This window comes from Baekduia sp. Peel2402 (genome assembly GCF_052567285.1).
This window is the reverse complement of sequence record NZ_CP199582.1, coordinates 484557-508292: the sequence shown is the minus strand read 5'-3', so window position 1 is coordinate 508292 and position 23736 is coordinate 484557. Positions and strand designations below refer to the sequence as shown.

The window sequence follows — 23736 nt, the reverse complement described above, 5'->3', positions numbered from 1 at the left end:
GCTGTCACAGAATTCTCGCTGCGGCAAGTTCCTTTTGCATGACCATCCGGCCGACATCACGTACCGACGGGGAGTTGCTCCGAGCCGCCACCAGCGACCCGGACGCGATCGCCGAGCTGTACGCCCGGCACGAGCGGGTCGTCGCGACGTACCTCGCCCGGCAAAGCCGGGATGCGGAGCTCGCCGCCGACCTCACCGCCGAGACGTTCTGCCGAGCGTTGCTGTCGGCCGGGAAGTACCACGACACCGGGGAGTCCGCCATCGGCTGGCTGCTCGGCATCGCCCGCAACCTACTCCTGGACAGCTGGCGTCGCGGGAGCGCGGAGACCCGCGCGCGGGCGCGTCTCGGCGTGACGGTATCCGTCAGCGACGAGGCGCTCGAGCGCATCGAAGCGCTGATCGACTCGGCCGCCGAGGCCGAACGGCTGCAGGACGCGCTCGATGCCCTGTCCCCGGACCAACGGGCGGCGGTGCGCGGACACGTCCTGGACGAGCGGCCCTATCCGGAGCTCGCGGCCGAGCTCGGAGTGTCCGAGCCGACCGTGCGGCAACGCGTCAGTCGTGGACTTGCCCGAATGAGAACGACCTTGGAGGGACCTCAGCGATGACCTACGACCGTGACCCACATCCGCAGCTGCTGATGCCCGAGCTTCAACAGGCGCTCGCCCAGGCGGTGCGCGCCGAGCGCCCGCAGGGCGCGATCCAGCGTCGCAGGCGGCTGCGTACCGGCGGCCTCGCCCTGGCAGCGGTGCTGTGCAGCGGCACCGCCGCCGTCGCGGCGACGAGCGGCTGGAACCCCTTCGGCGGCGACAACCCCGATCCCCCGACGGTGGCCACGGCGGCCGTGCCCGGCGAGCAGACCGCCGCGCTCGGCGTCCTGCGCCGCGCCCAGACGGACGCGGACCGCAGCCCCGAGGTCAGCGCGGCGATCAACCGCCTGCGTGCGCGGAACGTCGGCGGAGTCCACACCGACGGGGTCCGGGTACTGAGCACCTCCGGCGAGGGCGTGACCTTCCTGGTCCCTGTCACCCGCCAGGTGACCGACGGGACGCCGGATGTCGTGCGGGAGGACGTCATCTGCCTGGCCACGGCCACGCCCGCGCACACCGTCGCGGGCCGCGAGGTCGGCGCGGGCACAACCTACCGTTGCGGTGACCTGGCCGACATCCGTGCCGGGAAGCTGGTCTCCGGCGCTCAGTGGGGTGGCCGTCTCGAGCTGACCGGGATCGCACCTGATGGCGCGGCCGCCGTCCGGATCCCGATGCGAGGCGGACCGTCGATCACGGCCAAGATCGCCGACAACGGCTTCCGCGTCGAAGCGACGGACGCGGCGGGCTCGCTCGACCGCGAGGGTCTTCGCTGGCTCGACGCCCAGGGTAACCCGCTCCCTTCGGCTCCCTGATCCGCGTCGCCTCTGCCCTGCCAATTGGCAGGGCAGAGGCGCTTGACGCACCCAAACCCGACTCCTAGGCTCCGGCGCGCAGTATTCCTCAGTAACAAAGCCTCAACTATGAAAGTCGAGGCGTATCAACACTGGAGCCTTAATGTTGAGTATCAGGAAGTCGATCAGGGCGGCGATCGCCGCCTCGGTCGCGGCGCTGGCCATGGCCGGGACGGCCGGAGCGGTCACGCTTGACCACTACCTGCAGGGGCAGAACATCGGGCCGGGCAACACGTTCGCCGGATACAACGCCCACACCAACCCGTGGCAGTCCGCGACGACGTCGGATCACACCGCCTGCCCTTCGTACGACGTGGGCCACGGCGGCTACTTCAGCGGCGCGCCGGCGGACTTCACGCTGTCGACGTGCGGCCCGGGCACGTCGTACTGGAACGTGAGCCATGGCGGCTCCTGGCACGGCGCCGCCTTCAACCCCAACGGTGCCACGACCGACTACATCTACGACGCCTACGTGGGGTGGTAGCCATGAGCTCCTCGATCTCGATCTCCACGCGCCGGTTGCTCGCCGGCCTTTCGGTCTGCGGCGCGGCCGCCGGATCGCTGCTGCTGCTTGGCGGCTCGCACACGACCTCGCACGCGGCTGCGGCTCCGGACAAGGACGCCGTCGTTCAGAAGCTGGCGCAGGACTTCCCGCTGCTCGGCCGCCCGGGCTCCGGCAAGGACCTGGCCGCGGACCGTCCGGTCACCTCGGCGGAGTTCGCCGAGCACGTCCCGGAGCTGATTCCCGAGCGCGGCCGGCTGGTGTCGCGTGATGAGGCTCGGACGGTGCTGATCGTCCCTCGCACCGACGGCCAGGTCTGCCTGGAGGTCCTCTTCGCCGAGGGCGGTGCGGGCGCCAACTGCAACTCGACCGGTGACGCTCCGATCCTCGTCACCTACGGGAAGGCGATCGGGGTCGTGCCCGCCTCGGTCGAGCAGCTGACGTACACGTTGACCAGCGGGCGCCAGATCGAGGCGAAGCCAGGGACGGACGGCGTATTCACGGCTCCCGCGGACGCCCTGAGCGTCAGCTACAGCGACGCCTCCGAGTCGCACACGATCGACCTGATGCCAGCGAGCGCCAAGCCGGCAAAGGCTCAGATCCCGACGCTCTAAGCGTCGCGCCGGTCGTCCTGACCGACCGGCCCTGAGAGTGCCCGAGGCCGTCACCTCCTGGGTGGCGGCCTCGGTGCGATCGCGCCGGGCCGCGCCCTACCCTGAGGGCGAGAGCGATGCCCGAGCTTCCCGAGGTTGAGACGATTCGCCGTCAGCTGGCGCCCCACGTGGAGGGGCGTACGTTGAATCGCGTCGAGATCCTCGATGGGCGGTGGTCGGTCGGGCGGCCGCCGGAGGATCTGGTCGACGCGGTTCAGGGCCGGAAGGTCGAGCAGCTCGGCCGGCGGGGCAAGTACTTCATCTTCGAGCTGACCGACGACGTCTACCTGCTCGTGCACCTGCGGATGACCGGCAACCTGCTGCTCGATCCCGCGCCCGATACGCCGTACCAGCGCGTGATCTTCACGCTGGACGACGGCCAGATCCTGCGGTTCTGCGATCCGCGGCGGTTCGGCACGGGTGAGCTGGCGCTTGGGCCGGAGGGCCTGGAGGAGTTCTTCGCCGGCAAGCTCGGGATCGAGCCGCTCTCGGACGACTTCGACGGTCGCGCGCTCCGGAAGCTCGCCAAGAACCGCCGCGCCCCGATCAAGGCGTTCCTGCTCGACCAGCGGCACATCGCCGGCGTCGGGAACATCTACGCCGACGAGGCGCTGCACCGCGCCGGGATCCATCCGCTGCGGCCCGCGGGGCAGCTGACGCTGACGCAGTGCGCGGCGCTCGCCGACGCGGTGAAGCTCGTCCTGGCGGCGGGCATTGACGCCGGCGGCTCGACGATCGACGACTTCCGCCATCCGGACGGCGTTTCGGGCGCGTTCCAGAACGACTTCCTGGTTCACCTGCGCAAGGGTGAGCCGTGCCACACGTGCGGCACGACGGTGATCAAACTGGTCGCGGCCGGGCGGGGGACCTACGTGTGCGAGTCCTGCCAGCCCCGGCCGCGGGTCAGGCGGCGGCCTTGAGCATCTCGGCCAGCCGGCCTGACTGGTCCGCTGCCAACGTCTCCTGGAAGCCACCGACCAGCTCGCCGCCGATGATGACCTGCGGGAAGCTCATCATGCCGGTGCGGTTCAGCAGCTCTGCCCGGCCCTCGGGATCGCGCGCGAGGTTGATCTCGTCGTACTCGACGCCGCGGGCAGCCAGGAGCTGCTTCACGCGGACGCAGAACGAGCAGGGGTCGGTGGTGTAGACGGTGACGGCGGCCATTACTTCATCAAGTATAGCGAGGGTTTCGTGGGCGCTTCGCTGAAGACCGAGGCCGTCGTGTTGCGCTCGATGCGCTACGGCGAGGCCGACCGGATCCTCCATGTCTATACCCCGAATCGCGGCCGAATCTCCGCGATCGCCAAAGGTGTCCGCAAGACGAAGTCGCGCTTCGGCGGTCGGCTGGAGCCGTTCTGCCACGTCGAGCTGGTCCTGCACGAGGGCCGCAGTGACCTGATGACGGTCACCGGCGCTCAGGCCATCGCGCCGTTCTCGCGGCTGCGGTCCAGCGGCGCGGCGATCGACGCGGCCGCGCGCGCCTGTGACGCGGTCAACCGCCTGTTCGGCGAGGCCGAGCCCTCCGAGCCGGTCTTCTACCTGCTCTGCAACGAGATGACGCTCCTGGACGCCGACGCGGCCACGCACGCCGGCCTCGCCAACCAGCTCGCGTTCCGCCTCAAGCTGCTGGTCGCCGGGGGCTTCGCGCCGTATCTCGCCGCCTGCGCGTCGTGCGGCGAGCGCGAGCACCTCGTCGGGTTCTCCGGCGCCGCGGGCGGCGTGGTCTGCGGATCGTGTGAGGGCGGCGGCTTCCCGCTGGCGGCCGAGACGCACGAGTTCCTCACGGCCGCGCTCGCGCAACCGCTCGCGCAGGCGCCGCCCGGCTCCGAGCGTGCGTTGAAGCAGGCCGAGCGCGCGATCGCCGAGACCGTCGAGCACCACGCGCACGTCCGTTTGCGCGCGGCGTCGCACGGATAGGGTTCGGCGCCATGGGCGCCGAGAAGTGGGTCTACGAGTTCAGCGAGGGATCGCGCGACATGCGCGACCTGCTCGGCGGCAAGGGGGCCAACGTCGCGGAGATGACGCGCGTCCTCGGAGCGGAGCGCGTGCCCTCGGGGTTCACGATCACGACCGAGGCGTGCGTGGCCTACATGAACGCCGACCGGGCGTTCCCGGAGGACTTGGACGAGCAGATCGCCACCGCGTTGCGCGCGCTCGAGGAGTCCGCCGGCAAGACGCTCGGCGATCCGGACGACCCGTTGTTGGTGTCCGTGCGCAGCGGCGCCCGTGAGTCGATGCCGGGGATGATGGACACGGTCCTGAACCTCGGGATGAACGATGACTCGGTCGCCGGACTGGCCGACAAGACCGGCAACGAGCGCTTTGCCTGGGACTCCTACCGGCGCTTCGTGCAGATGTACGGGAACGTCGTCGTCGGGATCCCGGGCGAGAAGTTCGAGGACGCGATCAAGGCCTCCAAGAAGGCGCGCGGGGTCAAGGACGACACCGAGCTCGACGTGGACGCCCTGCGCGAGCTGACCGCGACGTTCAAGGAGTTCTACGACTTCCCGTCCGATCCGCAGGAGCAGCTCGCGGGCGCGGTCCGCGCGGTCTTCGACTCGTGGATGGGCGACCGCGCCGTGCAGTACCGGCGCATCAACCGGATCCCTGATGACTGGGGCACCGCGGTCAACGTCCAGCAGATGGTCTTCGGCAACAAGGGCGACACGTCGGGCTCTGGCGTCGCGTTCTCACGGGATGAGGTCACCGGCGCGCCCGAGCCCTCTGGCGACTTCCTGCCCAACGCCCAGGGTGAGGACGTCGTCAGCGGCGTCCGGACGCCGCGCGACATCCGCGAGCTGCGCGAGTGGCAGCCGGAGGTCCACGAGCAGCTGTTCTCCATCTTGCGCCAGTTGGAACAGCACTACGGCGACATGCAGGACACGGAGTTCACGGTCGAAGAGGGCAAGCTGTACATGTTGCAGACGCGCAACGCCAAGCGCCCCGCGCAAGCGGCGGTGCGCTTCGCGGTCGACGCGGTGGGCGAAGGCTTGTTGGACAAGTCGCAGGCGCTGATGACGATCGACGCCGAGAAGCTCGACGCGCTGCTGCACCCGACGTTCGACCCGGACGCCTCCTACGACGTCCTGGCCCGCGGCGTGGCGGCGTCGCCGGGCGCGGCGAAGGGCGCGATCGTCTTCAGCGCGGCTGACGCGGTGGCCGCCGCCGAGGAAGGCAAGGACGTGGTGTTGGTCCGGCAGTTCACCGAGGCCGACGACGTGGCGGGCTTCCACGCGGCCCAGGGCGTCCTGACCGCCGAGGGCGGCAAGGCGTCGCACGCGGCGCTGGTCGCGCGCGGGATGGGCGTCCCGGCGGTCACAGGCGCGGGCGAGCTGGACATCGACTCGGCGGCGGGGACCCTGCGCGTGGGGGACACCACGCTCAATGCCGGCGACCTCATCGCCATCGACGGCACCACCGGCTGCGTCACCACCGAGGACGTCACGCTCATCGACCCCGACATGAGCGACGAGTTCCTCACCGTGTTGCAATGGGCCGACGAGCTCCGCCGGCTGGACGTCCGCACCAACGCCGACACGCCTGACGACGCCGCGAAGGCGCGGGAGTTCGGCGCCCAGGGCATCGGCCTCTGCCGGACCGAGCACATGTTCTTCGGCGAGGACCGCCACGAGAAGATGGTGCGGGTGATCCTCGCCGAGGACGACGAGGAGCGCGAGCGCTGCCTGGCCGAGCTGGTGCCCTTGCAGCAGGGCGACTTCGAGGGGATCTTCGAGGCGATGGACGGGCTGCCGGTGACGATCCGGCTGCTGGACCCGCCGCTGCACGAGTTCCTCCCCAACCCGGAGTCGATGCCGGAAGGCCCGGCGCGCGACCGCGCGGTCTCGCTGCAGGAGGTCAACCCGATGCTCGGCACGCGCGGCGTGCGGCTCGGCATCCTCTACCCGGCGATCTACGCGATGCAGGTGGAGGCGATCTTCGCCGCGCTGGCCGCCTCTCGGGAGCGCGGCGTCGACGTGCACGCCGAGATCATGGTGCCCTTGGTCGACTACCGGCGCGAGCTGGAGCTGCTGCGCGAGCAGATCGAGGGGCTGGCGGACGCGCGCGGGCTCGTGCGCGGAACCGACTACTCCATCGGCACGATGATCGAGCTGCCGCGCGCGTGCCTGCGGGCCGACTCCATCGCCAATGAGACCGACTTCTACTCCTTCGGGACGAACGACCTGACGCAGACCGCGCTCGGGTTCTCGCGCGACGACATCGAAGGCCGGATCCTGTCGCGGTACATCGAGATGAAGGTCTTCGACCGCTCGCCGTTCGAGACGCTCGACGTCCCGGGCGTGGGCCAGTTGGTGCGGATGGGGGCGTGGCTGGGGCGCAAGGTGAAGCCGGGGTTGAAGCTCGGCGTCTGCGGCGAGCACGGCGGCGATCCCGATTCGATCGACTTCTTCCACCACAGCGGGATCGACTACGTGTCGTGCTCGCCCTACCGCGTGCCGGTCGCGCGCGTGGCGGCGGCGCAGGCGGCGATCCGCGACGTCGACCCGGACCTCGCATGGCGAAGCTGACCTCGAAGATGTTCGGCGACCGCGGACGCAAGCGCGCGGTCAAGCTGGGGATCGACCCGGACCGGCTGCCGCCGGGGCAGTCGCCGACGGTCAAGTGGCCGGTGCTGACGGTGGGGCCGACGCCGTCGGTCGACACCGCGACGTGGTCGTTGTCGTTCTACGGCGAGGTTGACAACCCCTATGCCTTGAGGTGGGAGGAACTCGCTGCTCTGTCGCGCGTCGAGCAGGTCAGCGACCTGCACTGCGTCACGCGCTGGTCGCGCTTCGACCTGACGCTGAGTGGTTTTCGCCTCGCGCCGCTCCTCGATCGCGCGGCGCCGCGCGCCTCCGCCACCCACGCGCTGATCCACTGCTACGGCGGCTACTCCACCAACTTGCCGCTCAGCGCTCTGCGCGACGACGACGTCCTGATCCTCACCCACGCCGACGGCGCGCCCCTGGAGCCCGACCACGGCGGTCCGGCCCGGTTGGTCGTCCCCTCGCGCTACCTCTGGAAGTCCGCGAAGTGGGTCCAGTCGATCGAGCTGATGGACCACGACGAGCCCGGCTTCTGGGAGCGCAACGGCTACCACAACGACGGCGATCCGTGGACCGAGCAGCGCACCCACGAGGACCCTTTCGCGTTCCGCGCGATGCGCCGGCGCGCACGCGGCGTGGACGAGTGACGCAGCGCCAGTGCCGACTTCGCGTCGGCCGGGCAGGATGGGGGAGACCCAGTGCGAAACTCGGAGCGAGATGATGGACGTCGTTGCCGCACCAGGGAAGGTCGCTGAAGCCTTCGCCACCCGCCAGCAGGCGTGGGAGGAGGAGCACCTCTCGCCGTCGGCTGCCCGCTCGTACCCGGGGCGCCGGCGCGTGCCGGAGACCGACTGCGGGTTGCGCACGCCGCTCCAGCGCGACCGCGACCGGATCACGCACTCCAAGGCCTTCCGGCGGTTGAAGCACAAGACCCAGGTCTTCGTCTCACCCGAGGGCGACCACTATCGGACGCGGCTGACCCACACGCTCGAAGTGACGCAGGTGTCTCGCACCGTCGCCCGCGCGCTGGCGCTCAACGAGGACCTGACCGAGGCCATCGGCTTGGGCCACGACCTCGGCCACTCGCCCTTCGGCCATATCGGCGAGGCCGTCCTGGACGCCTGCATGAAGGAGCACTTCGGGCCCGAGCGCGGCTTCCGCCACTGGGAGCACTCGCTGCGTATCGTGGACGTGCTGGAGAAGGACGGCCGTGGGCTGAACCTGACCAGCGACGTCCGCGACGGCATCCTCAGCCACTCCGGCCGCTCGCCCGAGCCGACCACGCTGGAGGCCGCGATCGTCCGCATCGTCGATCGCATCGCCTACATCAACCACGACATCGACGACGCCATCCGCGCCGGCCTGCTCCACGAGGATCAGCTCCCCGCCGAGGCCATCGCCGCCCTCGGCGACACCGGCTCTCACCGCATCGACGCCCTCGTCCACGACCTCGTCGAGCACTCCTCCGCCACCGGGACCATCCTCCAGTCCCCACGCGCCGCCACCGCCATGGACGAGCTGCGCACCTTCATGTTCGACACGGTCTACCTCGGCGCCCGCCAACGCGCCGAGGCCACCAAGATCGACCGCCTCCTGCGCACCCTCTTCAACCACTACATCTCCGACCCGACTCTCATCCCCGACGCCGGCACACCCTCCACCGACCCCGCCCAACGCGTCATCGACTACCTCGCCGGCATGACCGACCGCTACGCCGTCCGCATCTTCGAGTCCTTGACGATCCCGGACTCGGTCGTCTAGCCGGTCGTGATCTCCGCCGGCGCCCACGCCGGCCACGCGGGCGTGCCGACTGGGCGGCCGCGCTCGTAGACCGCGACGGTCCGGAAGGCGCGGGCGGCGGTCGTGTTGTCGTAGAAGGTCGCGCGGTCGACGATCTGGCGGGCTTGGAGGACGAGCCACCAGAGGCGGCGGTAGCGCTGGCGCACCTTGTCCTCCGGGACGGTGTGGCCGCCGAGGGTGATGCGATGTGCGACGCGGGCTACGGCGAGGTCTTCGGGGACGAGCATGACGTGCAGCTCGACGAGGTAGCCGGCTTGGAGGCCCTGGCGGACCAGATCGACCTTGCTGGCGTGGCTGAAGACGGTCTCGGTGATGAAGGAGCGGCGGTCGGCGATCGCCTGCTCGCGGGCCTGCGCCGCGGCGGTGGAGGCGTCGTAAGCGCGCTCCTGCTCGTGGCCCGGCCAGCGCTCCCGGGCGATCTCGTCGGCGTTGATGAACGGCAGGTGCGTCACCGGCCCGAGGACCTTGGCGACGAACGTGGACTTCCCGGAGCCGTTAGGTCCGGCGAGTACGTGGAGGACCGGGGTGCTCACGCACCGGTCGAGCCGGGCTCACGCACGACGACGTTGCCGTCGGCGTCGGCCTCGACCCAGGGCTGCCCGGTGGAGCGCAGCTGATCGGCGAGATCCAACCCGGCGATGCGCTCGGCGACCTGGTCGTTCCAGGACACGCGGACGAACGCCTGCGCCCGGTCGGTCAGCGCGTCGTAGGAGGCCTGGCCGGCAAGGACGCGGGCGATCTCGTCGTGCGTGACGGCGGGCGAGGCCTCCAGCTCCCGACCGACGCGCGCCCAGTGGTCGAGCTGCTGCGCGGCGCTGCGACTGTGCAGCTCCCCGGCCGCCTTCGCCGCCTCGAACAGCGTCTGGTCGATCCGCGTGGGCATCGTCGCCATGACAAAAGCGTAGCACTCTGCTACAGCGCGCTCTAGTCCCGCCAGGACATGTGCGGCCCGCCGATCATCTCCCACGCCCGGGCGATCCCGATGAGGTAGCAGACCACGATCAGGATCGAGACGGTGTCCAACGGCGAGGTGGCGTCGTGGTCATCGAGAAGGCTGACGCCGGCGGAGGCCTGGATCCCGAAGACGGCGAGCAGCCCGAGGAGGGCGGAGAGGTCCTGCCAGGTGGGGCGGTGCGACCCGCGGGCGGCGACGAGCTCGCGCAGCGACCGCAACACGAAGCCCAGGCCGATGATGGCCACCGTCAGGACCGGATAGCCCGCGGTCATGTCGGGGATCAGCAAGAACAAGGACACGGTCAACGCGTTCGTGAAGGCGGTCAACGCGCTCGCACCGCGGAAGCGGTGGACGTAGCGCTCGCGCTCGGTGGGCTGCTCACGCGCCACGGACAGGGCGACGAAGAGCAGGCCGATCAGCGCGCCCGCGATGCCGGCGGAGGCGACGAAGAAGTCGTGGTAGCTCTCAAGCCCATCCATCGGTGCGGAGTGTCGCAACGCCCCTGGTCAGATCGTCCGAACGCCCGCAGCGTGCGGGAACGCAGGACCGTGGCGGACGTCGTTCTCGGTTCTCGGCGGCCTATGCTCAACGTCCCGCCACGCATGCCCCGCTACGCCGAAGACAGCAAGGAGAAGGTCCGCGACGCGACCGACATGGTCGCGCTGGTCGAGGCACGCACCGACGTGCGCCGCAGCGGTCCGGGCCAGTACATGGCGCGGTGCGTCTTCCACGACGAGCGCACGGCGTCGATGAGCGTCGATGCCGACAAGAAGCTGTTTCACTGCTTCGGCTGCGGCGCGGCGGGCGACGTCTTCAAGTTCGTGATGGACACCGAGGGCCTGGACTTCGTCGGGGCGATGGAGTCGCTGGCCCAGCGCTTCGGCGTGCAGCTGATGGTCGAGGACGAGGATCCGGCCGCGCTGGAGCGCCGTCAGCGGCGCGAGCGGCTGCTGGAGCTGCTGGAGCGCGCGGCGTCCTACTACGAGCGGCTGCTGTGGGAATCGGACGAGGCGGCGCCGGCGCGGAAGTACCTGCTCGACCGTGGGCTGACCGAGGAGACGCTGCGGACGTTCCGGGTCGGCTACGCGCCGAGCGCGTGGGACACCCTGATGATGACGGCGCACCGCGGCGGCTTCACGCACCGCGAGCTGTACGACGCGGGGCTGGTGACGCGCGGGCAGAAGGGCCAGGGGCGGTTGTACGACCGCTTCCGGCGGCGGATCACGTTCCCGCTGCAAGACGCGCGCGGGCGGGTGCTCGGGTTCGGCGCGCGTGCCCTGGGCGCCGATCAGCAACCCAAGTACCTCAACTCGCCCGACGGCGACATCTTCCACAAGGGCGACATCGTCTACGCCGCCCACCACGCGCGGTTCGCGGCGGCGAAGGCCGACGAGGTCATCGCGTGCGAGGGCTACATGGACGTCCTCGCGCTGCACCAGGCCGGGATGGAGAACGCGGTCTGCATCATGGGCACGTCGCTGACCGACCGCCAGGTCGGGGAGCTGGCCAAGCTCGCCAAGACCGTGTTGTTGGCCTTGGACGCCGACTCCGCTGGCCAGGAGGCGATGCTGCGCGCGGCGAAGGTCGCGGCGGGCTCCCGCGTTTCGCTGCGGGTCGTGCCGCTGCCCGAGGGGCTGGACCCGGCCGACGTCGTCCAGCAACGCGGCGTCGACGCGGCACGGGCGATGGTGAAGGAGTCGGTGCCCTTCGTGCGCTTCCAGATCGAGCGCGAGCTCGACCAGGCCGACCTGTCGCACGCCGAGGGCAAGGACGCGGCGATCGCCGCGCTGCGCCCGGTCTTCGCGACGCTGCCGCCGAGCGCGCTGAGGGAAGAGCTGCTGGCGCTGACGGCGGATCGGCTGGACCTCCAGCCCTCGATGGTGTCGTCGTGGCTGGCCGTGACCGAGGAGCTTCCGGCGGACGCCGGCGCGGGCGGCTGGAGCGGCGGTGACAGCTGGAGCGATGGCGGCGCGAGCGGCGGCTGGGACGGCGCGGACAGCGGCTGGGGGAGCGGTGGCGCTGGCAGCGGCGGGCGTCGAGACGGCGGACGCGGCGGCTTCGGAGGCCGTGGCGGCGGTGGTGGTGGCGGCTTCGGCGGCGGCCCGCGCCATGACGTCCCGGCTCCGCCGATCCCGCAAGACCCGTCGGCGCGTGCGGAGCGCGCGCTGCTCGCCTACTGCGTCGCGGCCGGGGCCGAGGGCTTGGCCACACTTCAGCGTCTCTCCGCCGAGGCGTTCAGCGACGAGCTCGCCCGCAGCGCGGCCGAGCACCTACGCGACAACTGGGACGCTCCCGCCGACGCCTTCACCGAGGACGCCGACCCGCGCCTGCGCAGCCTCGTCACCGGCATCATCGTCCGCGGCGGGGCCGAGCCGCTGACCCGCGCCGGCCTGCAATCCCAACTCGCCCGCGTCGAGCTGGCCCACATCAACCGCCAGATCACCGCCGCACGCGCCGCGGGCGAACCCGTCGCCACGCTCGTCGTCCAGCGCACCGCCGCCAACGAGCGGCTCCAGGCGCACCTCGCCGAACGCATCGACGAGTCGATCGTCCTCTGAGAACGACGAAGGCCCGCTGCTAGCAGCGGGCCTCGGTCCTTCAAAGCTCCGGGGGTGGGACTCGAACCCACAACCCTTCGATTAACAGTCGAATGCTCTGCCATTGAGCTACCCCGGAATGGCACGGCTTCGCCCGCGCGAACGGGCTCACCTGATCTTACGGGAACATCGGACGGGCCGCGTTCGACTTCAGTCGCCGTGCGCGGCGGCGGACGCGCGGGCGTCCTGGACGGTCACGACGACCACTCGATCCTCGTCGGCCAAGTGGACGTAGACCATGACCATCCAGCGCCAAGGGCCGAGCAAGAAGCGGTGGTCGGCCCAGCGGCCCGTCAGCTCCGGACCGAGCAACGGGAACTGCTCCAACGGGCGCAGCGACCGCACGACCCTCGCGCGCGTGTCCGCTGGCAGCGAGTGCGTGCGGACCAGCGCGTCGAGGTCCTCGACGGCCGCGAGGGCGAGCTCGACGACGGGCATGACGACCTAGCGTGCGCAGACGACTAGAGCGCGTCGAGCGAGATCGTCTGACCGGTACGGGCCTGCTCGCGGCCGAGCTGGGCGCGGTCCCATGCGCCGGGAATGCCGTCGAGTAGGGCGACCACGTTGCGGGGGTCCGGATCGGCGTCGTCGATGGCGCTGGAGAGCAGCGAGCGCGCGATGGTGCCCGGCTGCACGTGCATGCGCTCGGCGAGGCGATTGAGCTTGACGGCCTGGTCGTCGTCCAGGGTGATGTTGAGACGCTCCATGGGGATGGAGGGTACACGGGAGGGCACGGGATGTGTAGGTGCGAGGAGCATGGGAGGCACGCTACGCGGTGGCGCGTGACGGAACTGCCGCGTTGTGTTCCGCTTCAGCGGGAGATGTGCGACGCGACGGCGAGCTGCTCGACCAGCTCGGCAGCGAGGGTGCCCGGGTCGTTCGCGGTGGCCCAGCCGGCGAGCGCGCGGGCGCGGGTGGTGAGCGATGGCGTCGCGAGGGCGCGCTCGACCGCGAGGCGCAGGCCCGTGGCGGTCACGAGGCGGCGCGGCAACCGCACGCCGACGCCGGCCCATGCCGCGCGGGCGGCGTTCTCGTTCATGTCGCCCGCGGCGGGACAGGCGACGACGGGGACGCCGGCGGCCAGCGCGCGCATGAGCGTGCCGTGGCCGACGTGGCAGACGACGAGGTCGCACAAGGGCATCGTCCGTGAGTAGGACACCCAGTCGACCAACCGCGCGTTGGGCGGGACGTCGAAGCCGGCGGTCTCGCCGCGGCGGTTGGTGGAGGCCAACACGCGGACCGGCAGCGTCGACAACCCCGCCAACGCCGCCCGCAGCATGCGGCCGTCGCGGTCCTGGGCGGTGGACGGAGCCACCAACACGAGCGGCGCGTCGCCGGGCGGCAGCTCGACGTCCCCGAACGGCGGCTCCCACTGCAAGGGCCCGACGATGTGCGTGTTCGGGAGCGGCGTCGAGCGCGGATACTCGAGCTGCGGGAACGTCGCGACGAGCGCGAGCTGCTGCGAGATCCCGCCGTGGACGTGGGCCAGCGGCGCCAACCCCAACCGCGAGCGTGTCTCGTTCAGTTCAGACCGCCCCAACGCCAGGCCGCGCCCGACCAAAGGATCGAACAGCGACCACCACTTCCGGCCCACCGCGGTGCGGGGGAGACGCGCTCCGATCGAGTACGGCGGCCAACCGGCGTCGCTGCGCGGATCCACGTGCGGGATCAGCGTCGCCCACGGCACGCCCTCCAGCTCGGCGGCCAACGCCGGCGCCAGGGTGAGGATGTCGCTCACGACGACGTCCGGCGCCACTGAAGCGACCAGCTCCCGCGTTACCCCCGTCGCCCTCCGCACCGCCTCATACGGCTTCAGCGGCCGCTCCTGCGTCGGGAACACGTGGTACTCCGGCGCCGGTGCGAAGCGCATGCCTTCGCGCTCCACGTCCTCCTGCCACCGCGTCCACGTCTCGACCACTACATCATGGCCGCGCGCCCGCAGCGCGCGGCCCAAGGCGATGATCGGGAACGCGTGCCCCGCGTCCCCGAACGCGCCGAGGAGGACTCTCAGATCTCCTCCATCAACTTGGCGACCGCGCGCAGCTGTGCGATGCGCTCGTCGCGCGTCCACGCCATCGGGGACACGCCGAGCGTCCCGACGCCCGCGTCGCGGTAGGCCCGCAGGCGATCGCGCACACGGTCGCGCGGACCGACCAAGGACACCAGGTCGATCAGCTCGTCCGGCAGCGCCGCGGCCGCCTCCTCCTTCTTGCCCTCCAGGTAGAGGTCCTGGACCTTGCGCGCCGCGTCCTCGAACCCGTAGCGCTGCACGAGCGTGTTGTAGAAGTTCTTCTCGCGCGAGCCCATGCCGCCGACATACAGCGCCAGGAACGGGCGCATCGCGTCGCGCGCGCCGGCGACGTCGTCCTCGGTGATGTTCACGTTGACGGTCGGGGCGATGTCAAAGCCATTGACATAGTCGAGCGTCCGGCCAACCGAGGCCGCGCCCTCCTCGAGCGACTCCTTCAACATCGGCAGGTGCTCGGGGGACAGGAGCGTCGGCATCCAGCCGTCGGCGACCTCGCCGGCCAAGGCGGTGTTCTTGGGCCCGATCGCGGCCAGGTAGATCGGCATGTGCTCCTGCACCGGCGCGATCGTCAGCTTCAGCGCCTTGCCCGGCCCGTTGGGCAGCGGCAGCTCGATCGTCTCGCCGTGGTACTCCAGGCGCTCGCGCGCCAGCGCCTTGCGCATCACCTCGATGTACTCGCGCGTGCGCTGAATCTGCTTGCCGAACCGCACGCCGTGCCAGCCCTCGGACACCTGCGGCCCGCTCGATCCGATCCCCAGCAGCATGCGGCCATCAGACAGCTGGTCGATCGTCGCCGCCGTCATGGCGGTCATCGCTGCGCTGCGGCCCGGCATCTGGAAGATCCCCGAGCCGAGCTTGATCGTGGACGTCTGCCCGGCCAGCCAAGCGAGGATCGTCGCCGCGTCGGACCCGTAGGCCTCCGCGGTCCAGACGCTGTCGTAGCCGAGGCGCTCGGCCTCCTGGACGATCGAGAGCTGATCGGCGCTCGTGAGGCCAAGGCCCCAGTAGCCGATGTGGACACCCAGCTTCATTTTGCAACGACCCTTTCAGGAAGAGGAGATCGCCTTCCCATGGCGATCCGACCGGCGTACGCTTGTCCGGCACCCTATGCGAGCCCGCCGCGACACGCCCCTCAACGACCTCCGCCTGGCGATCGACTGCCTGCCCTTGCGCACGCGCGAGGCGATGTTGGAGGGGATCCGCGCCAACGACATCATCGTCGGCGCGTACTCCGACCGCGACGGCGGCGTCTGCCCGATGCTCGCCGCCCACCGCCACGGCGGCCGGACGTCGTTCGTCTCCTTCGCCCACGCGTGGGACCGCTTCAGCGGCGCCAAGCGCGCCCGCCGCGCGACGGCCCGTGAGCTGCACGTCCTGACTGCGCAGCTGGAGGACTCGATCCTCAGCGAGGCCGATCTGGGCGGCGCGATCGCCGACCACCAGCGGATCGCGCGCGAGCGCAAGACGCAGGAGGCTCGCCGCGTCGGCCTCGGCTGGCTGAGCGAGCGGCGCGCCGACGCGGCCGCGGAGGGGGCGCTCGCGCAGGTCGAGCGCCGCCGCCACCTCGTCAAGCGCTAGCGCGCGCGGCGCCGGCCCGTCACTCCCCGGGCCGGATGAACTGGATCTCCGGGATGATGCACGCCGGGGAGACCTTCAGCAGTAGCCGCACCGCCTCGGCGATGTCGTTCGGCGTGATCATCTCCTCCGCCGGGACCGACCCCTTCACGAACTCGGTCATCGGCGTGTCGACGAAGCCGGGGCAGAGCGCGGTCGACTTGATGCCCTCGGTCGACAGCTCCTTGTGCATGGCCTCGGTGAAGTTGACGACCGCGCCCTTGGTCGCGCTGTAGACCGACAGCCACGGCTGGCCGCGCTTGCCGGCGATCGACGCCGTGTTGACGACCTGCGCGGTTCCGTGCTCGGCCGCCGCGGCGCGCAGCAGGTCCACCGTCTCGCGGTAGAACAGGATGATCGAGCGCAGGTTGACGCCGAGCTGCATGTCGAGCTTCTTGGTGTCGATGTCGGCGACCGAGGCGCCGATCCCGACGCCGGCGTTGTTGACCAACACGTCGAGGCGCCCGAACCGCGCGCGGTGGGCGTCGACCACGGCTTTGACGCCGCTCTCGTCGCCCAGCGGGCCGGACACGACCTCGACCTCGTAGCCCTTCTCGCGCAGCCCTGCGGCTGCGCCTTCGAGCTTCTCGGGGCGGCGCGCGGCGACGGTCAGCCCGTAGCCCTCCTCGCCCAGCATCTCGGCGATCGCCAGGCCGATTCCGCTCGATGCGCCCGTCACGATCGCTGCACGCTGCTCGCTCACGCCGTTCTCCTCCATCTCCGCTTAACACGACACCGGCGCGTGGTATCCAATCAGGCCACTAGCCTTCCCGACGCTGATGCCACGCTCTCGTCTACTCCCGGTCCTGATGGTGTCCTGCTGCGCGCTGCTCGCCGCCGCCTGCGGCAGCTCCGGTGACGGGGACGACACCGGCGCTGCCACGCCCGCGCAGCCCGCGGCCGCGCCGAAGGCCGTCTTCCCGCCCACGACCGGCAAGACGCTGGTGGACATCACCTCCAACCTGTCCGAGGGCCCGGTGCTCGCGCCGAGCGTCTCGGTCCTCAACAAGGGCACCAACCGCATCGGCTTCGCGCTGTTCGACACGGCCGGCAAGCAGCTCGCGGGCGCGGACGTCGCGTTGTACATCGGGTCGACCGACGGCTCGTCGGCGCGCGGCCCGTTCACGGCGCGCAGCGAGTCCTTGAAGGTCGCGCCGCAGTTCGAGAGCAAGCAGACCGCGACCGATCCGGACAGCGCGCGGGCGGTCTACGTCGCCGATGTGCCGTTCAAGAAGAACGGCAAGTACGCGCTGCTGGCGATCGCGCGGCTGGACGGCCGGATGGTCGCGACGTCGCCGATCGGCGTGAAGGTCGGGCTGGACAAGGTCACGCCGCCGGACGTCGGAGACAAGGCGCCGGTCATCCACACGGAGACGCCGGCCGACGTCGCAGGCAACCTGGCGAAGATCGACACGCGGCTGCCCCCGGCCGAGAACCTGCTGAAGGACGACTTCGCCGACGTCGTCGGCAAGAAGCCGATCGTGATCACGTTCGCGACGCCGCAGCTGTGCCAGTCGCGCGTGTGCGGCCCGGTCGTCGACGTGGTGGACCAGGTGGCGGCGAAGGTGGGCGACAAGGTGTCGTTCATCCACCAGGAGGTCTACGTGGACAACGACGTCGCCAAGGGCGTCCGCCCGCAGCTGACGACCTACAAGTTGCAGAGCGAGCCGTGGACGTTCGTGATCGACAAGGCCGGCGTGGTCTCGACGCGCTTTGAGGGCGCGTTCTCGTCCGGCGAGCTCGAGCGCGCGGTGACGAAGGTCTCTTAGCCGGTCCGCAGGCGCGGCAGCTCGATCGCCGGGCAGCGGTCCATCGCGACCAGGAGCCCGGCGCGCTGCGCGCGCTTGGCGGCGTCGGGGTCGATGACGCCGAGCTGCAGCCAAACGCCCTTGACGCCGCCGCGCGCGATCGCCTCGTCGACGTGCGCGCCGGCCTGGTCGGCACGGCGGAAGACGTCGACCACGTCGACGGCGATGTCCTCGGGGATCGCGGCGACGCTCGGGTAGCACTTCTCGCCGAGGATCTCGTCGGCCGTCGGGTTCACCGGGATCACGTCGAAGCCGCGCTGCTGGAGCATCGCGGCGATCCGGTGCGAGTCCCGCGCGGGGTTCGGCGAGCAGCCGACGACCGCCCACGTCTTGGTGGCGGTCAGCATGGTGCGGATGTCGTCGAGCATCAGGCCTCGGTGGCCAGCCACGCCGCGACGCCCGGCGGCGGCGACCCCTTGTACTCCGCGTCGACTGCGAGCTCGATGAGGCGGTCGGGATCGTCGTCGGCCTCCGTCGTGCGGAAGCGCAGGTAGGTGACGACAGCGCCGACGACCGCGAGCGCCGGGTCGACGTCCTCGGCGTCGACGTCGATCGACCGGACGGCCTCGGCCATCAGCCCGTCGACGTCGTCGATGGCCTTGATTGGCTCGTCGCGGTCCTCGAACCGGACGACCAGCCGGGCGATCGCGTCGTCGCCTCCTTCGGGGTCCACGACCTCCGCGGCCCTCCGGACCGCCTCGGCCAACGTCAGATCATGAGGTTCCGTAGGCACAGCCCGGATCTACCCCGGATCGCCCCATAAGATCGCTCCAGCGTCACCCGGGCCGGTAGCTCAACTGGTTAGAGCCGCGGACTCATAATCCGTCCGATCCAGGTTCGAATCCTGGCCGGCCTACTTGACGGTGGTGCGCTCTGCCGGATCGGCGAGGGCCCGTGTGGCGAGCACGGGCGTGCTGCGAGAACCTGCGCGCATGCCTGCTTTCGTGACGCACGACCTCGGGGAGTTGCAGCCTGGAGTCATCGTCGAGGTCACGCCAGAGCAGCCGGGCAACGTGCTGCTCGTCGACCCGCACAACCTGAAGCTCTATCGCAGCGGTCGGCACGGCCGCGCGATCGGCGGCCCGGCGACCGCGAACGTCCCGGTGCGCCTGATCGTGCCGCAGAAGGGCTCGTGGTTCGTGATCGTCGACCGCGGCGGCATGCGCGGCAAGATCCGCGCGGCGGTCCGCACGCTCGATCCGGCCACGGTCGACGCGGACATCACGGACACCGTGGCATCGCGGCTGTCGGCGCAGGAGCTGCTGAAGCGCTAGCCGCTAGCGCGCGAAGCCGTCATCGAGGTCCAGGACGGCGTTGATGTGGGAGACGAGCGCCGCCGCGGCGGGCGTGCCGATCGTGAGCAGCAGCTCGCGGCAGGAGAGCAGGAGCTCGTCGCGCTCTTCGAGCTCCCCGGCGAGATCCGGGTCGGCGTCGTCATCGTCGGCCACGGAGACGACGGTAGGGCGCGTGCCGGACCGCCAGCAAGCGGTCTTGCGTCAGGGGCGGTCGTCGTGGAAGGCGCGGTCGAGGTCGGCGATCGGGCCGGAGAGCGTGGTGGGGTGGAAGTAGCGGTAGCGCAGGCGGCCGTCGGCACGGTCGGGCAGGCGGGCGAGGTCGCCGCGGGCGTGGAGGCGGTTGACCGTGGAAGTGACGTGGGAGAGGTAGACGGTCCAGTCCTCGCGCAGGTCGTTGAGGGCGACGGTGATCTCGCGGATCGTCAGGTGTCCGGTGCCGAGGACGATGAGGATGAGGCGGTGACGCTCTTGGAGGTCGAGGCGGCGCCATTCGGACTGGTGCTCGCGAAGCGCGCCGATGTCGGCGGTGCGCTGCTCGTCCGCGCGCAGCTGCTTGAGCTCGGCGAGCGCTTGGTGGAGGAGCAGGCCGGTGCCCGGCTCGGTCCGCAGGAGCAGCGCGCGGACCGACGCTTCGGCTGCCAGCACCAGCTCGAGGTAGGTCTCGTCATCGTTCATCTTTGATCACCCGAACGTGCGTAGGGTCGGGATGTTACGCGGAACGGGCAAGGTGAGATCGGGCCTTGACGAAGCGCGGGAGTCGCGTTCATATGCAGCGACATATCCAAGTAAAAGCGCCCCCGCACCGCATCAACGGCCGGGGGCATGGCCCAAGGATCGGCGTTATCCATGAGCGATTCCCAACGTAACAGCCCCCTCACGGTTCTCGTCGATCGTCACGATCTTGCAGCCGTTCGCGAGCAGTCCCTCCTCACACTCGAGGCCAACCACCACTACTTCGAGGAGGTCGAGGCCTTCGGGGGCGAGGCGCGGCAGGCGCTGGCGCGGATCTACCGCGAGGCGTTTGACGTCCTGGATGCGATCGGATGGGACGCGCCGGCGGCGGGCGAGGGCGGAGCGGCGGACGCGGGCGCGGACGACGAGCGCGTGCCCGTGCCGCTCACGCCCGGGCACGTCGAGCAGCTCCGCGCCCGGCGGTTCGAGCTGGGCCACGCGAACATCGACCGCGTTGAGCACACGAGCGACTGGACGATCGCCGATCTGGAGCCCAACCGCCAGAAGGCGTGGGCGCTCGATCGGCTCTTCGGCGCCTGGGCGGCGCGGGTCGCCGCGAGGGAGACCGGAGCGGCGGTCGGCTAAGTGGGTCCACGCCCGGATCCGGGCTCCAAGTCGTCTTGTCCGTGCATATCGCGGCGTAGACGACTTGGATCTCCCGATGGGGCCCTGGGTATGAGAGGGCTGATGGACCCACGCACCGCGATCCTCGACCTGCTGGCTCAGCGCGACGAAGGCAAGACGATCTGCCCGTCGGAGGCTGCGCGGGCGAGCGGTGCGTCGATGGACACGGTGCGCGACGAGGCGCGCAAGCTCGTGGACGAGGGCGAGATCGTGGTGACGCAGAAGGGCGAGGTCGTGGACCTCGACGGCGTGCGCGGGCCGATCAGGCTGCGGCGATCGGGCGACCGACGGTGAGCGACTCGCGCAGCGCAGCGGGTTCGAGGGCCGCGTAGCGCGCGTCGGCCTGGGCGCCGGTCGCGTCGAGGGTCTTGGCGAAGAAGCAGCGGGCGGTCGTGGCGAGGATGACGTCGGTGATGTCCTGCTCGCTGAGGCCGTGGGCGCGGAGCGCGGCGACGTCGGCCTCGGAGACGCTCGTCGCGTCGCGGGCGACCTGCTCGGCGAAGGCGACGATGGCCCGCTCGTCCTCGGGCAGCAAGGCGGGGTCGAGGATCTCGTCTTCCGTCACGAGCGCGCGGTCCAGCGCGACCGTGGCGTGGGCGACGGCGCAATAGGTGCTGCCCAAGGCGCGGGCCGTCGCGATGCTCACCAGCTCGTAGCGCCGCGCGTCCATCCCGGCCTTGATGGTGGTGTTGAGCGCCACCCACGTGGCGTAGACCTCCGGCCGCTGCGCGAAGGCGCGCTCGTAGTTGGGGGCGTCGGCCGGCGGGTTGTCGAGGAACATGCCTTGGTCTCAGATCGCGGAGGGCAGGAGGGTGGCGTTGACGTCCTCCGGCGGCCAGCCGTGGACGTAGACGACGAGGTCCTCCTCGCCGTGGTTGGCGGTCTGCAAGGGCGTGCCGTGCGGCGCGTGGATCACGTCGCCGGGCGTGGCGTCGACGCGCTCGGGCGGCTCGCCCAAGTACATCGTCAACTCCCCGCGCACGACGACGAACGTCTCGTCCTGGATCTCGTGGACGTGGCGCTTGCCGAACGCCCCCGGCTCATAGCGCCACACGTTTGTGCGCGCCCACGTCTGCCCGGCTGCCTCGCTCAGCTCCGCGATGTGCCGGGCGGGCTCGCCGTCCTCATGCGGCCGCGTGATCCACTGGTACTCGTCGAACTTCATGCCCGTAGCGTCGCACGCCGCTACGCACCGCCGCGCGAAGCCCGGTAATGCGCGACGAGCGCGTTGGCGTGGCCGTGGCCCATGCCGTGCTCGTCCTTCAACAACGTCACCAACTGCATGTGCTTGGCGTCGGCGGGCGAGGCCGCCAGGACGTCCATCCACTCGTCGATCTGCTTGCCGTACTTCGCCTCGATCGACGGGAAGTAGGAGGCGGGGCCCTTCACCTTGGTCTCGTTCATGCCGGCACAGACGGTAGAACGGCCAGGAACTCATCGCACGCCTCACGGGTCCCGACGACGGCGACCGCGCAGCCGGGCGACAGCACCAGGTCCTCGCGCGGCATCCAGCGGCCGTCCACGGCGAGCACGCGCAGCGCCGACCCGTGGTGCAGCTCGCCGACCGTGAGGCCGGCGAAGGACGCGCCCGGCGGGACGTTGGCCTCGAGCACGCGCAAGGGCACGTTGGACAGCGACAGCGGCTCGGCAGCGTGCTCACGGCCGAGCAACGCGGCGGTGAACGCGGGGGCGGCCAACCCGCTCACGCTGCGCGTCAGGTCCAGCTCGACGCTCCGATCCAACCGCTCCGCCAAGTGCGGGTCGAAGATCCGCAGGACCACGCGCAGGTCCGGGTTGTGCTCCCGTGCCGTCAGCCCGCACTGGAGGTTGGCGAGGTCGTCGTTGGTGATGGCCATGACCGCGCGCGCCCGGTCGACGCGCAGGTCGGTGAGGACGCCGGGCGTACGCGCGTCGGCGAAGACGACCGGCACCTCCAACGCGCGCGCGACCGCGATCCCGACCGCGTCCGGGTGTTGCTCGACGCCCACGCACGGCACGCCCAGCTCGCGCAGACCGGTGATGATCGCCGCGCCCGCCTTGCCCAGGCCGCAGACGATCACGTGGTCGCGCGTGGGGCGGGGGAAGCGACCGAGCGCGCGATCGATCCGCGAGCGCACGAGCAGATCCGTCACGAAAGCGAGGACGGACGCGAGCAGGACGGCCGAGACCGCCATCAGCCCGATGTCGTACAACTTCAGCCAATCGGCGGCGGTCGCGAGGTTGACGTCGCCGTAGCCGACGGTCGCCATCGTCGTCGCCGTGAAGTACATGGAGTCGACGAGGTCCAGGTGCTTGGACAACGCGAAGACGGCGGTCGACGTCGAGAAGACCACCAGGATCGCGAGCGCGAGCCACTCGGCGCGGCGCGGAATCAGCGCGGCGAGGGCGCGCAGGCGGGAGGCACGGGAGTGGCGCGGCTCAGAGGCGGCGCGCCGGGCGCGGTGCTGCGCGGCGACCACGGACGGCAGCGCGCCGCGCGCGCCCTCGACCACGCCGCGCGGATCGATCAGGCCGAGCACGTGCGCGGCGAGCGCGGCACGCGGCGGCAGGACGTCGGTCGGCGTGTCGGCGTTGCTCAGCGCGACGACCAGGCGCGGATCGTCGCGGTCGACCTCCGCGACTTCCAGTACGCGCCCGGCGACCGTGATCTGCTGGCCCGTGTTCCCGCTCAGCGCCGCCCGCAGGAACGCCGGCGCGGCGACCTGCGTGTCGCTCAGCACGACGCCGCGCCCGCCGAGCATCCGCGCGACGCCGGTCGCCAGGTCGGCGCTGAACAGCCGCACGACGATCCGGCAGGTGGCGTTGCGCTCGGCGACGAGCAGCGCCGCGTTCAAGTTGGCGAGGTCGTCGGGCCCGAGCAGGCCGACCGCCGACGCGGAGGCCAACTCGGCCTCGTCCCAGACTGCCGGGTCGAGCCAGTCTCCGAGGACGACGCGCGAGGCGTCGCGTGCGGCCAGCGCGTCGGCTGACGAGCACAAAGACACGATTGGCACCCCGGCACCGGACAGCTCCTCGCGGACGCGCAGCGGCACGCCGTCATCGCCCGCGAGCAGCACCAGCGCAGGCGGCGGGACGTTGGGGTCGGAGTCGTCCGGCGCCGGGGGCCGTGTCACTTGGTCAACGATGGTGGCAGCGCAAAACG

The 23736-nt window shown here is 70.9% G+C and carries 32 protein-coding genes and 2 tRNA genes; 16 read left to right on the top strand and 18 right to left on the bottom strand.

Annotated elements, in window-relative coordinates; genetic code table 11:
* Positions 1-38 precede the first annotated feature (38 nt).
* The 5 genes from ACT01A_RS02565 to mutM all read left to right on the top strand — a co-directional run bounded on the left by ACT01A_RS02565 (position 39) and on the right by mutM (position 3516).
* Entirely contained in the window at positions 39-608 is a 570-nt protein-coding gene (locus tag ACT01A_RS02565) for an RNA polymerase sigma factor (protein WP_445150676.1), read from the top strand.
* Entirely contained in the window at positions 605-1402 is a 798-nt protein-coding gene (locus tag ACT01A_RS02560; protein ID WP_445150675.1) for a hypothetical protein, read from the top strand. Before ACT01A_RS02565 ends, ACT01A_RS02560 begins: the two co-directional genes overlap by 4 nt.
* Before the next feature lie 142 nt (positions 1403-1544).
* The gene (locus ACT01A_RS02555) at positions 1545-1925 is read left to right on the top strand and encodes a hypothetical protein (protein WP_445150674.1); all 381 of its coding nucleotides are present in this window, start codon (positions 1545-1547) and stop codon (positions 1923-1925) included.
* Positions 1926-1927: 2 nt separating this feature from the next.
* Positions 1928-2557: a hypothetical protein gene (locus ACT01A_RS02550; protein WP_445150673.1), complete on the top strand. Its 630-nt coding sequence runs from the start codon at positions 1928-1930 to the stop codon at positions 2555-2557.
* 116 nt (positions 2558-2673) lie between these two features.
* On the top strand, positions 2674-3516 hold the full coding sequence (gene mutM / locus ACT01A_RS02545) for a bifunctional DNA-formamidopyrimidine glycosylase/DNA-(apurinic or apyrimidinic site) lyase (RefSeq protein WP_445150672.1): 843 nt from the start codon (positions 2674-2676) through the stop codon (positions 3514-3516).
* On the opposite strand, the gene ACT01A_RS02540 is transcribed toward mutM, so the two are convergent.
* Positions 3500-3760 carry a glutaredoxin domain-containing protein gene (locus tag ACT01A_RS02540; protein WP_445150671.1) on the bottom strand — a complete coding sequence of 87 codons (261 nt, stop codon included), beginning with the start codon at positions 3758-3760 and terminating at the stop codon, positions 3500-3502. The two genes, mutM and ACT01A_RS02540, sit on opposite strands and share 17 nt — an antisense overlap.
* Positions 3761-3787: 27 nt before the next feature.
* Here ACT01A_RS02540 and recO point away from each other — a divergent pair, with 27 nt between their 5' ends.
* The 4 genes from recO to ACT01A_RS02520 all read left to right on the top strand — a co-directional run bounded on the left by recO (position 3788) and on the right by ACT01A_RS02520 (position 8901).
* Positions 3788-4513 carry a DNA repair protein RecO gene (gene recO, locus ACT01A_RS02535; RefSeq protein WP_445150670.1) on the top strand — a complete coding sequence of 242 codons (726 nt, stop codon included), beginning with the start codon at positions 3788-3790 and terminating at the stop codon, positions 4511-4513.
* An 11-nt stretch (positions 4514-4524) separates the two neighbouring features.
* On the top strand, positions 4525-7122 hold the full coding sequence (ppdK, locus tag ACT01A_RS02530; protein WP_445150669.1) for a pyruvate, phosphate dikinase: 2598 nt from the start codon (positions 4525-4527) through the stop codon (positions 7120-7122).
* The gene (locus tag ACT01A_RS02525; RefSeq protein ID WP_445150668.1) at positions 7110-7787 is read left to right on the top strand and encodes a sulfite oxidase-like oxidoreductase; all 678 of its coding nucleotides are present in this window, start codon (positions 7110-7112) and stop codon (positions 7785-7787) included. Before ppdK ends, ACT01A_RS02525 begins: the two co-directional genes overlap by 13 nt.
* A gap of 70 nt (positions 7788-7857) precedes the next feature.
* Positions 7858-8901, top strand: a complete 1044-nt coding sequence (locus ACT01A_RS02520; RefSeq protein WP_445150667.1) for a deoxyguanosinetriphosphate triphosphohydrolase — start codon at positions 7858-7860, stop codon at positions 8899-8901.
* Here ACT01A_RS02520 and ACT01A_RS02515 read toward each other — a convergent pair.
* Genes ACT01A_RS02515 through ACT01A_RS02505 form a run of 3 tightly spaced genes read right to left on the bottom strand, consistent with a single transcriptional unit; the run spans position 8898 to position 10374 of the window.
* Positions 8898-9473, bottom strand: coding sequence for a zeta toxin family protein (locus ACT01A_RS02515; protein ID WP_445150666.1), 576 nt, complete (start codon positions 9471-9473; stop codon positions 8898-8900). The two genes, ACT01A_RS02520 and ACT01A_RS02515, sit on opposite strands and share 4 nt — an antisense overlap.
* Positions 9470-9832, bottom strand: a complete 363-nt coding sequence (locus ACT01A_RS02510; RefSeq protein WP_445150665.1) for a TA system antitoxin ParD family protein — start codon at positions 9830-9832, stop codon at positions 9470-9472. Before ACT01A_RS02510 ends, ACT01A_RS02515 begins: the two co-directional genes overlap by 4 nt.
* A 32-nt stretch (positions 9833-9864) precedes the next feature.
* Entirely contained in the window at positions 9865-10374 is a 510-nt protein-coding gene (locus ACT01A_RS02505; RefSeq protein WP_445150664.1) for a hypothetical protein, read from the bottom strand.
* A 123-nt stretch (positions 10375-10497) separates the two neighbouring features.
* Here ACT01A_RS02505 and dnaG point away from each other — a divergent pair, with 123 nt between their 5' ends.
* Positions 10498-12453 (top strand): DNA primase, encoded by a 1956-nt coding sequence (gene dnaG / locus ACT01A_RS02500; protein WP_445150663.1) that lies wholly within the window; start codon positions 10498-10500, stop codon positions 12451-12453.
* A gap of 46 nt (positions 12454-12499) precedes the next feature.
* Here the strand turns inward: dnaG and ACT01A_RS02495 are convergent.
* The 5 genes from ACT01A_RS02495 to ACT01A_RS02475 all read right to left on the bottom strand — a co-directional run bounded on the left by ACT01A_RS02495 (position 12500) and on the right by ACT01A_RS02475 (position 15552).
* Positions 12500-12571 (bottom strand) — tRNA-Asn (locus ACT01A_RS02495).
* A gap of 71 nt (positions 12572-12642) precedes the next feature.
* Positions 12643-12930 carry a hypothetical protein gene (locus ACT01A_RS02490; RefSeq protein WP_445150662.1) on the bottom strand — a complete coding sequence of 96 codons (288 nt, stop codon included), beginning with the start codon at positions 12928-12930 and terminating at the stop codon, positions 12643-12645.
* A gap of 23 nt (positions 12931-12953) precedes the next feature.
* Positions 12954-13199 carry a hypothetical protein gene (locus tag ACT01A_RS02485; protein WP_445150661.1) on the bottom strand — a complete coding sequence of 82 codons (246 nt, stop codon included), beginning with the start codon at positions 13197-13199 and terminating at the stop codon, positions 12954-12956.
* 104 nt (positions 13200-13303) lie between these two features.
* On the bottom strand, positions 13304-14446 hold the full coding sequence (locus ACT01A_RS02480) for a glycosyltransferase (RefSeq protein ID WP_445150660.1): 1143 nt from the start codon (positions 14444-14446) through the stop codon (positions 13304-13306).
* Positions 14447-14499: 53 nt separating this feature from the next.
* Positions 14500-15552, bottom strand: coding sequence for an LLM class F420-dependent oxidoreductase (locus ACT01A_RS02475; RefSeq protein WP_445150659.1), 1053 nt, complete (start codon positions 15550-15552; stop codon positions 14500-14502).
* Positions 15553-15628: 76 nt separating this feature from the next.
* Here ACT01A_RS02475 and ACT01A_RS02470 point away from each other — a divergent pair, with 76 nt between their 5' ends.
* Positions 15629-16099 carry a hypothetical protein gene (locus ACT01A_RS02470; protein WP_445150658.1) on the top strand — a complete coding sequence of 157 codons (471 nt, stop codon included), beginning with the start codon at positions 15629-15631 and terminating at the stop codon, positions 16097-16099.
* Between the two features lie 19 nt (positions 16100-16118).
* Here the strand turns inward: ACT01A_RS02470 and ACT01A_RS02465 are convergent, their stop codons facing one another.
* A complete protein-coding gene (locus tag ACT01A_RS02465) occupies positions 16119-16838 on the bottom strand; it encodes an SDR family NAD(P)-dependent oxidoreductase (RefSeq protein ID WP_445150657.1) in 720 nt (239 codons plus the stop codon).
* A 106-nt stretch (positions 16839-16944) separates the two neighbouring features.
* On the opposite strand from ACT01A_RS02465, the gene ACT01A_RS02460 reads away from it, so the two are divergent.
* Positions 16945-17904, top strand: coding sequence for a hypothetical protein (locus ACT01A_RS02460; protein WP_445150656.1), 960 nt, complete (start codon positions 16945-16947; stop codon positions 17902-17904).
* On the opposite strand, the gene ACT01A_RS02455 is transcribed toward ACT01A_RS02460, so the two are convergent.
* Entirely contained in the window at positions 17901-18311 is a 411-nt protein-coding gene (locus tag ACT01A_RS02455) for a CoA-binding protein (RefSeq protein ID WP_445150655.1), read from the bottom strand. The two genes, ACT01A_RS02460 and ACT01A_RS02455, sit on opposite strands and share 4 nt — an antisense overlap.
* Entirely contained in the window at positions 18311-18676 is a 366-nt protein-coding gene (locus ACT01A_RS02450) for a hypothetical protein (RefSeq protein WP_445150654.1), read from the bottom strand. Before ACT01A_RS02450 ends, ACT01A_RS02455 begins: the two co-directional genes overlap by 1 nt.
* Before the next feature lie 49 nt (positions 18677-18725).
* Between ACT01A_RS02450 and ACT01A_RS02445 the strand changes: the two genes are divergently transcribed.
* Together ACT01A_RS02445 and ACT01A_RS02440 are read left to right on the top strand one after the other, a co-directional pair.
* Positions 18726-18799: transfer RNA gene (locus ACT01A_RS02445), tRNA-Ile, on the top strand.
* A gap of 76 nt (positions 18800-18875) precedes the next feature.
* Positions 18876-19217, top strand: coding sequence for a DUF1883 domain-containing protein (locus ACT01A_RS02440; protein ID WP_445150653.1), 342 nt, complete (start codon positions 18876-18878; stop codon positions 19215-19217).
* A gap of 3 nt (positions 19218-19220) precedes the next feature.
* Here the strand turns inward: ACT01A_RS02440 and ACT01A_RS02435 are convergent, their stop codons facing one another.
* A complete protein-coding gene (locus ACT01A_RS02435; protein ID WP_445150652.1) occupies positions 19221-19391 on the bottom strand; it encodes a hypothetical protein in 171 nt (56 codons plus the stop codon).
* Positions 19392-19439: 48 nt separating this feature from the next.
* Complete coding sequence (locus tag ACT01A_RS02430; protein ID WP_445150651.1) at positions 19440-19913, bottom strand: hypothetical protein; 474 nt, start codon at positions 19911-19913, stop codon at positions 19440-19442.
* A gap of 171 nt (positions 19914-20084) precedes the next feature.
* Here ACT01A_RS02430 and ACT01A_RS02425 point away from each other — a divergent pair, with 171 nt between their 5' ends.
* Together ACT01A_RS02425 and ACT01A_RS02420 are read left to right on the top strand one after the other, a co-directional pair.
* Positions 20085-20555: a hypothetical protein gene (locus ACT01A_RS02425; protein WP_445150650.1), complete on the top strand. Its 471-nt coding sequence runs from the start codon at positions 20085-20087 to the stop codon at positions 20553-20555.
* 102 nt (positions 20556-20657) lie between these two features.
* On the top strand, positions 20658-20888 hold the full coding sequence (locus ACT01A_RS02420) for a DUF3253 domain-containing protein (RefSeq protein WP_445150649.1): 231 nt from the start codon (positions 20658-20660) through the stop codon (positions 20886-20888).
* Here ACT01A_RS02420 and ACT01A_RS02415 read toward each other — a convergent pair.
* From ACT01A_RS02415 to ACT01A_RS02400, 4 genes are read right to left on the bottom strand one after another with little or no spacing between them, the layout of a single operon-like run.
* The gene (locus ACT01A_RS02415; RefSeq protein WP_445150648.1) at positions 20857-21375 is read right to left on the bottom strand and encodes a carboxymuconolactone decarboxylase family protein; all 519 of its coding nucleotides are present in this window, start codon (positions 21373-21375) and stop codon (positions 20857-20859) included. The two genes, ACT01A_RS02420 and ACT01A_RS02415, sit on opposite strands and share 32 nt — an antisense overlap.
* Before the next feature lie 9 nt (positions 21376-21384).
* Positions 21385-21759: a cupin domain-containing protein gene (locus ACT01A_RS02410; protein ID WP_445150647.1), complete on the bottom strand. Its 375-nt coding sequence runs from the start codon at positions 21757-21759 to the stop codon at positions 21385-21387.
* Positions 21760-21779: 20 nt separating this feature from the next.
* Positions 21780-21998 (bottom strand): DUF4287 domain-containing protein, encoded by a 219-nt coding sequence (locus tag ACT01A_RS02405; RefSeq protein ID WP_445150646.1) that lies wholly within the window; start codon positions 21996-21998, stop codon positions 21780-21782.
* On the bottom strand, positions 21995-23707 hold the full coding sequence (locus ACT01A_RS02400) for an NAD-binding protein (protein ID WP_445150645.1): 1713 nt from the start codon (positions 23705-23707) through the stop codon (positions 21995-21997). Before ACT01A_RS02400 ends, ACT01A_RS02405 begins: the two co-directional genes overlap by 4 nt.
* Positions 23708-23736: the final 29 nt, after the last annotated feature.